This window comes from Janthinobacterium sp. BJB304, from assembly GCF_002735765.1.
Classification (GTDB): Bacteria; Pseudomonadota; Gammaproteobacteria; order Burkholderiales; family Burkholderiaceae_D; genus Janthinobacterium.
Map to the genome: position 1 here is coordinate 105704 of NZ_PDZN01000022.1, position 7365 is coordinate 113068.

Genomic DNA, 7365 nt, shown 5'->3' on the forward strand with positions numbered 1-7365 from the left:
AGCCGTGCGGCTGAACGGGCACAACTGCAATATACTATCCTTTCGTCATCATTTATTGCTTGAATGATAATTTATGCAGCGCACGCAAGGGGAACGCACCGTGGAAAGCAGCCAGCCGGACCAACCGCGCCCCCCGTTGTGGCGGCGCTTGCTGTGGCCGGTCGCCCAGCTGGGCTCGGCTTTCAAGCTGACGGGCACGCACCTGCTGCATCACGTGATCGGCGCCAGTCTGATCGCCGCGCTGATGCTGGTGCTGGAAGGTTTTCACGTGCTCGAATGGCTCGATGCGGCCATGCTGCGCGCCAGCGCGGAACAGGGGCAACTGCTGAACCGGGGCAAGGACCCGGGCGCCGCCTACCGGCCCGGCATCATCGAAATCGACCAGCCCGCATTCGAACAGGTCTTCGAGGAGCGCGAACCGCTGGAACGCTCACGCCTGGAACAATTGATCGCCAGCGCCGCAGCGCGCGGCAGCAAGGTGCTGGCCATTGACCTGGATCTGGCGCCGGCCGTGTATGAACAGCACAAGGATGGAGAGCGGCCGCTCGACAGCCTGCTCGACCGGCTGGCCGCCGAGGGCCGGAAACTGGTGCTGATCCTGCCCGAACAATCGGACCAGAATGCGAACCTGGCGTGGATACGCGCGCGCTGCGCGGCCGGCATCCACTTCGCCAGCCCGCGTATCCGCGAGCGCATGGGCGCCGTCACGCGTATCGAACTGAAAAGTCCCGTGCTGGCGGCAGTGGCCTTCGAGCTGGCGCATGGCGCCGACGAGCAGGAGCAGAAGCAGCCCATGCCGGCCGTCCTGTCCGAGCAAAAGGAGGGACTGGCACTGGCCGGCCGCGTGTGTCAGCTGGCGCGGCGCACGGGCAGCGAAAAGGAATTGGCGCGCTGGGCGTTCGAACCTGTCATCCACGGCGACGCCAAGGCGGCGGCGGAACAGAACGCCGTCACCGCGCCGTTTCACCCGGCCGCCGTGGCGCCGGCCTTCCTGAACCCTACGCGCACGCGCGTACAACTGATCGATGGGCAGGCCGGCGTGGCGGCGAATGCACTACGCAAGAACGTCGTGTATATCGGCAGCACCTATGACGTGCGCGACCGCTATACGACGGCCGAAGGCGAGCAGGCCGGCCTGCACCTGCACGCGGCCGCCCACACGTCGCTGGGCATCGGCACGGCCGACGTGAATAAATACGTGGTGTTCGCGGCCGACATCGTCATCGGCGTGCTGCTGGGCTGCCTGTTCGGCGGCCTGTGGACCCTGTACGGCCGCGCCGAGCTGGCCATCGACAAGCGCATGGAAGACCACGATTTCAGCCGCCTGCACCGCGTGGGCACCCTGGCGGAATTCTATGGCATCCGCCTGATGCTGGCGCTGGTGTGGGCTTCGCCGTTCGCCATCGGCGCGCTGGCCATCTACCTGTCGCGCGGCTTGCTCGAGCAGGGCTGGTGGGTCAATCCCGGGCCCCTGATCGCCGGCATGTTCCTGCACGCGATGTCGCTGCGCGACGAAGCCCACCACCCGCACGAGGAAGTGCCGGGCCTGTCCGTGTGGGGCCAGCTGCGCCGCACGCATCCCGGCATCGTGCTGGTGCAGGCGCCGCTGGCGCTGCTGCTGTTGATCGTCGCCGTGATCTAGCGCAAACCGTGGCGCCGCGGCGGCGCTAAACTGGGCGCCTTTTTCATATTGCAGGAGGATGCCATGCTGACGGGAGGATGTTTGTGCGGCGAGGTCCGCTATGACGCCGGCGCGGACAGCTTTCATCAAAGCGCCTGCCACTGTTCCGTGTGCCGCCGCGCGTCTGGCGCGCCGTTTGTCGCCTGGTTCAGCGTGCCACGGACAAACTTCCGCTGGCTGCAGGGGCAAGCGATGTCGTATGCGTCCAGCGTCCATGGCACGCGCAGCTTTTGTCCCCGCTGCGGCACGCAGCTGACCTTTGAAGACAGTGCCTATCCCGATGAAGTCGACGTGACTACCTGCAGCCTGGACAATCCCGAACAGCTGCCTCCGCACAGCCATATCTATACGGGCACGCAGCTGGAGTGGGTGAAGCTCGACGATGGCTTGCCGAGATATCGCGGCTCGCGCAGCGAGGAGGAGCCTGGAGGGAAAGCGAGCAGGTCGGATTAGCCCAGCGGGCGTAATCCGACGTGCCGTTGCCGCTCAAGGACGCGGCATTCTGTCGGCAAGCGCACTGCCGCGCCATTGCCCTATTTTTGGATGATAGTGGTATTGTCGGATTACGCTACGCTAATCCGACCTACGTGACCCATGGTTTCAGCCGATCAGCTTCAAGCCCGGCGGCAGCGCTTCGCCCAGCATGCGCCGGGTAGCTGTTTCATCCAGCTGTGTCACTTCGCTGACCATCGTTTGCCACAGGGGCGGCGCGCCCACGGCTTTCAGGCGGGCGAGGATGGTGGCCCGCAGGTCGTCGGCGATGTCGCGTGAGCGGTCGCCCGTCATGCGCGCCAGGTGGGCGGCGGCAAACGCCGCCGGTTCCACTTTTTTCCAGTCCTGCGCCAGCAGCACGGCCAGCCAGTCTGCCACGGTGGCGCTGTCGACCACTTCGTGCGCGCTGCCGTGGAAGGGCTGGCGCGCGCCGACCCTGGCCAGCGCCCATAGCGTGTTCGTGTCCGCCGTTTCTTCCTTCTTGCCCGCCTTTTGCAGGCGTTTCAGCAGCCAGGCGCCCACTTCCGCCTTGTAGGCGCCGGGAATGCGCTCGAGCGATGCGCCCAGGCGCAGCATGTCGTCGTCGCTGCCGTTGACCAGGGTGACGGGGCGGCTGCCGCGCTGGGCCGCATCGGCTTGCAGGTTGAAGGCGAAGTCGTCGAGCAGGCGCAGCTGCTGCTCCGCGCTCAAGCCGCCGGCGACGCGGCGCCACAGGGTCCACCATTCGGCGCACACCTGGTTGTCCTTGTGATGCTGGATGCCTGCGTCGAACAGGGCCCACAGCTGCTCGATACGCCACGGGTCGAGCGCATCGCCATAGCCGGGCCGCAAACAGTAGCCGGCCAGGTTCAGCCACCCCCGTTCATGCTCGGCGGAGCGGCGCCGGCCACGGGCGCGCAGCAGGAGGGCGTCGAACAGCTGGCGCAGCAGGGGCGTATCCCAGCTTTCGCGCCCGCCCAGTCCCCGTTCCAGGTGCTGGCGCAGCTGGCGCACTTCCTTGGTCTCGACCTTTTGCGCCTTGCCGCCGAAGATGCGCTCGATCTTCTCGACCGCTTCCTTCACGCGTGGCGGCACGCTGGACGTGTCGGCCTGCATTTCCTCCTCGCCACGCAACTGGAATTCCAGCAGCCAGCGCTGGCCGGCATCGGCTTCGGCCACGCAGTGCACTTCCAGGGTGCCCACTTCCGTCATCACGGTGGCCAGCTGCACGGTGATCTCGCGCTTGTCATTGCCGTCGCTGGCGTGCAGCACGCTGGCCAGCGGCGGCAGGCGCAAGTATTCTCCGGCGTTCAGGTCGACGATCTCGCCCAGCTTGGGCGGCGTGCCCGACTCAAAGAGGGATGTGGCCAGGTGGAAGCGCACGGGCCGGCCCAGGCGCAGCGCGAACAGGCGCTCCGTCAGGCGGATTTCCTCGCCGCTGGCGCTGCCGCGAGGCAGAATGCAGACGGCGCGATGGTCCTTGCCCGCCTCGCCCAGCACGAGGAAATAGCTGCGCGGCGAGCCGCCGCCAATGCGCGGCGCCTGGCCGCGCCGGGCCAGCGCGTAGGCGACGGCGCCACGGGCCACGGCCACGTCGGGATTATCGTTATGCAGGATGGTGAGGGGCTGACCGCGCCAGTGCGCCAGGGTCTCGGCCAGGCGGCGCGCCAGCGCGTCGGCGCGGAACACGCCGCCATTGAGCAGCAGGGTATCGGGCAGTGGCCCTTGGTGCTGCTGCAAAAAGCTGGCCAGGTGGCGCGTGATGGCCGCGTCCTGCGCATACGGCAGGCCGAATTCGACGATGCCGGCACGGCCTTTTTTTGCCGTGTCGCCCAGTTCCACCTTCGGAAAGAAGCCGTCGACCACCATGGCCGCCACTTCCTCGCGCGTGACGTCGGCGGAACGGCTGCCTCCAATCAAACGCGAACCCGCGCCCAGCAGGGTCACGGTGACGCTGTCGGGCGCGTCGTTCGACAGCAGCAGCTCCTTGGCGGCGCGGCAGCGCTCCATCAGTTGTGACAAGCGTGCGGCAGACAGTTTCATGCCGCCTTCGACACCCGCCGCCATGCGCTTTTCCACCAGGTGGGCCAGCGCCAGGTCCATATTGTCGCCGCCGAGGATCAGGTGGTTGCCCACGCTGCTGCGCGTGAGCTGCGGTGTGCCGTCGTCATCGAAGGCCACGTCGATCAGGCTGAAATCGGTGGTGCCGCCGCCCACGTCGCACACCAGAATGCGGCGCGTATTGGACAAGTCTTCGCGCAGGGTGGCGCGCCGGCGCTGCAGGAAGTCATAAAAGGCCGCTTGCGGCTCTTCCACCAGGCGCAGCGCGGGCAGGCCCGCCATGCGCGCCGCTGCCAATGTGAGTGCGCGCGCACCCTCGTCGAACGAGGCGGGGATGGTCAGCACCAGTTCCTGCTCTTCGAGGGGAGCGTGCGGGAAGCGGTGATTCCACGCGGCGCGCACGTAGGCGAGGTAGCTGGCACTGGCCGCCACGGGCGACACCTTGGCCACGTCGGCATCGGCGCCCCATGGCAAAATCGGCGCCTGGCGGTCCACGTTTGCATGCGACAGCCAGCTCTTTGCGCTGGTGACCAGCCGGCCCGGCACCTGGGCGCCGAGCTGGCGCGCGAAGGCGCCCAGCACGGCATGCTCCACCTCCTGTTGCGGCCACGGCAGCGGCAAGTCGCCCGCCGCCAGTTCGCCGGCGGCGGGGTGGTAGCGCAAGGAGGGCAGCAGGGGGCGTGCGCCCACTTCGCCGGGCGCGACCAGCTGCTCGATGGCGAACAGGTTTATTCCTGCCTGCGCATCGCCAGCCGCCGCATACGCCACCACCGTGTTGGTGGTGCCCAGGTCGATGCCGACCAGGTAGGCCGGCTTGCCCGCAGTGCTGCCCATGGCGCTTATTGCTGCGGCGTGCCGCGCACGTCGAACTCCACCTTCCAGCGCTCGGCGCCGTCAGGGGAAACGGCCAGCAGCTCCAGGGTGCCCGCTTCCGTCACTCTGGCGTGCAGCTTGACTTGCACGACGTCGCCGGCCTGACGGCCTTCGGCGGACAGCGTCGCCTGGATTTCGCTCAGCTCCTGCAATTCATCGGGACCCCAGAAGTCGAGCAAATCGCCGATCTGGTCGTTGCGGCGCGTGGACGAGGCGAAGAAGCGGAAATGCACGGGTTCGCCCACGACGAGGCCGAATTGCTGGCCCGGCAGTTCCAGTTCGCTGCCTTCTTCCATGCCGAACGGCGCCACGCACAGGGCCTGGATCGGCGGTTCCATGCCGGGGATGGCGGGCATGGCCGATTCGATGGCGACATAAAAGGCGCTGGCCGTGCCGCCGCGGATGCGCACGCCATGGCCGCGCCGCACGTAGCTGTAGTAGGCCGCGCCACGCGCCACGGCCAGGTCCAGGTCGGCCCCGGCCAGCATGCGCGCCGGCTCCGCGCCTTCCATGTACAGCCAGTCGTTGACGGTGGCCATGATGCGCTGCACCAGCAAGTCGGACTTGAAGACGCCGCCGTTGAACAGCACGGCCGTCGGGTGCAAAAAGCTGGCGCCTTCCGCCTGGCGGCCCGCGAAACCTTCCAGTTCGCTGGTCGCCGCCACTTGGCGGCCCAGGAAGGCGGCCAGGTGGCGCGTGATGGCTGCGTCCTGCGCATATGGCAAGCCCAGTTGCGTCAGGCCGGCGCGCGTACGCACGGCAGGGCGGCTCGACGCTTCCACCTGCGGGAAGAAGCCGTCGAGGATGAAAGTGGACACTTCCGCGCGCGTCAGTTCCGTGCGGATGGAGCCGCCGATCAGTTTCGAGCCGCGGCTGGGCACGACGATCGGTGCCACATCGAGGCCGCTGTCGGCCAGCAGGCTTTCCTTGGCGCTGCGGCAGCCATAAGTGAGTGCGCGCATCTGCCAGGCGTCCAGCTGGGTGCCATTGGCGGCCAGCTTGCGCGCCACCAGGTGGGCCAGGGCCAGGTCCATATTGTCGCCGCCGAGCAGGATGTGTTCGCCGACGGCCACGCGGTGCGGTTCCAGCACGCCGTCGCGCTCCAGCACGGCGATCAGCGAAAAGTCGCTGGTGCCGCCGCCCACGTCGACGACCAGGATGATGTCGCCCGGCTTGACTTCCTTGCGCCAGCGTCCTTCGCTGGTCTGGATCCAGCTGTACAGGGCCGCCTGCGGCTCTTCCAGCAGGGTCAATGAGGTGTAGCCGGCCGCCTGCGCCGCTTCCATCGTCAGCTCGCGCGCGGCCGGGTCGAACGAGGCGGGTATCGTCACCGTGATTTCCTGCGCGGCGAACGGGGCTTGCGGGTGGGCGTTGTCCCAGGCCTGGCGCAAGTGCGTCAGGTAGCGCGTGGCGGCCGTGATCGGCGAGATGCGCGCCACTTCGGCCGGCGCGTCGTTCGGCAGGATCGCCGCGCGGCGGTCCACGCCCGGGTGGCACAGCCAGCTTTTCGCGCTCGACACCAGACGGATCGGCGTGGTGGCGCCGCGGCTGCGGGCCATTTCGCCCACGACGAACGGCGCTTCGGCTTCCTCGGTGACCCAGGGCAGGGCCAGGTCGCCCGCCGCCACTTCGTCGGCGTGCGGCAGGTAGACGAAGGACGGCAGCAGCGACAATTCCTCGACGGTGCCCGGTGCCGACAGCTGCGGCACTTTCAGCACGCCGTGGCTGGACTTTTCGCCGTCGCTCTCGACCAGGTTCACATATGACAGGGCGCTGTGGGTGGTGCCCAGGTCGATGCCGATGGCGTAGCGCGGGGTGTTGTTGGCTTGATCGCTCACAGTTCCACCTCGGCTGGCGCCAGGATGGCGGCGTCGTGTTGCTCGCTCAGTTTCGGCAGGCGCACGCTTGAGGCGCGCCAGCCGCGGTGGCTCAGGGTGCCCGTGAACGGCGCCGAGCCGACGACGTTGCCCGTCAGGCGTACTTGCGCGGAATCAAAACCTTCCTGCAGCACGATGCGGCTGCCCTCGGCTTCCTGGCGCACGGCGTCGATGGTGAAGTATTCGCGCATGACCTTGGCGCAGCCTTCATGCACGACGCGGGCGGCCGCGCCGATGTCGGCATCGGCATGGCTGCCCAGGTTTTCCTGGGTGAAGTCGATCAAGCGCGCTTCGCGTTGCAGCAGGGCCAGCAATTGCAGGGCCGCGTCCGGCGTCGCTTCCTTCAAGATGACGGGGGCGGCGGCCGGCACGGGGGCTGGCGCCGCCCCCGTCATCTTGAAG

5 protein-coding genes are annotated in these 7365 nt (G+C 67.8%); 2 read left to right on the top strand and 3 right to left on the bottom strand.

Annotation, left to right across the window (positions count from 1 at the left end):
• Positions 1 to 73: 73 nt before the first annotated feature.
• Both CSQ95_RS23215 and CSQ95_RS23220 read left to right on the top strand, forming a co-directional pair.
• Entirely contained in the window at positions 74 to 1642 is a 1569-nt protein-coding gene (locus CSQ95_RS23215; RefSeq protein ID WP_099411222.1) for a CHASE2 domain-containing protein, read from the top strand.
• Between the two features lie 63 nt (positions 1643 to 1705).
• Positions 1706 to 2134 carry a GFA family protein gene (locus CSQ95_RS23220; protein ID WP_099411223.1) on the top strand — a complete coding sequence of 143 codons (429 nt, stop codon included), beginning with the start codon at positions 1706 to 1708 and terminating at the stop codon, positions 2132 to 2134.
• 147 nt (positions 2135 to 2281) lie between these two features.
• Here the strand turns inward: CSQ95_RS23220 and CSQ95_RS23225 are convergent, their stop codons facing one another.
• The 3 genes from CSQ95_RS23225 to CSQ95_RS23235 all read right to left on the bottom strand — a co-directional run.
• On the bottom strand, positions 2282 to 5047 hold the full coding sequence (locus CSQ95_RS23225) for an Hsp70 family protein (protein ID WP_099411224.1): 2766 nt from the start codon (positions 5045 to 5047) through the stop codon (positions 2282 to 2284).
• Positions 5048 to 5052: 5 nt separating this feature from the next.
• Positions 5053 to 6924, bottom strand: a complete 1872-nt coding sequence (locus tag CSQ95_RS23230; protein WP_099411225.1) for an Hsp70 family protein — start codon at positions 6922 to 6924, stop codon at positions 5053 to 5055.
• Positions 6921 to 7365 (bottom strand): DUF2760 domain-containing protein (locus CSQ95_RS23235; RefSeq protein ID WP_099411236.1); only part of this gene is annotated, 445 nt, incomplete at its 5' end. The genes CSQ95_RS23230 and CSQ95_RS23235, both read right to left, overlap by 4 nt.

Bases quoted from the DNA above. Each gene is read 5' to 3' on its own strand.
- CSQ95_RS23220 (WP_099411223.1), top strand. From the start codon at position 1,706: ATGCTGACGGGAGGATGTTTGTGCGGCGAGGTCCGCTATGACGCCGGC.
- CSQ95_RS23225 (WP_099411224.1), bottom strand. From the start codon at position 5,047: ATGGGCAGCACTGCGGGCAAGCCGGCCTACCTGGTCGGCATCGACCTG.
- CSQ95_RS23215 (WP_099411222.1), top strand. From the start codon at position 74: ATGCAGCGCACGCAAGGGGAACGCACCGTGGAAAGCAGCCAGCCGGAC.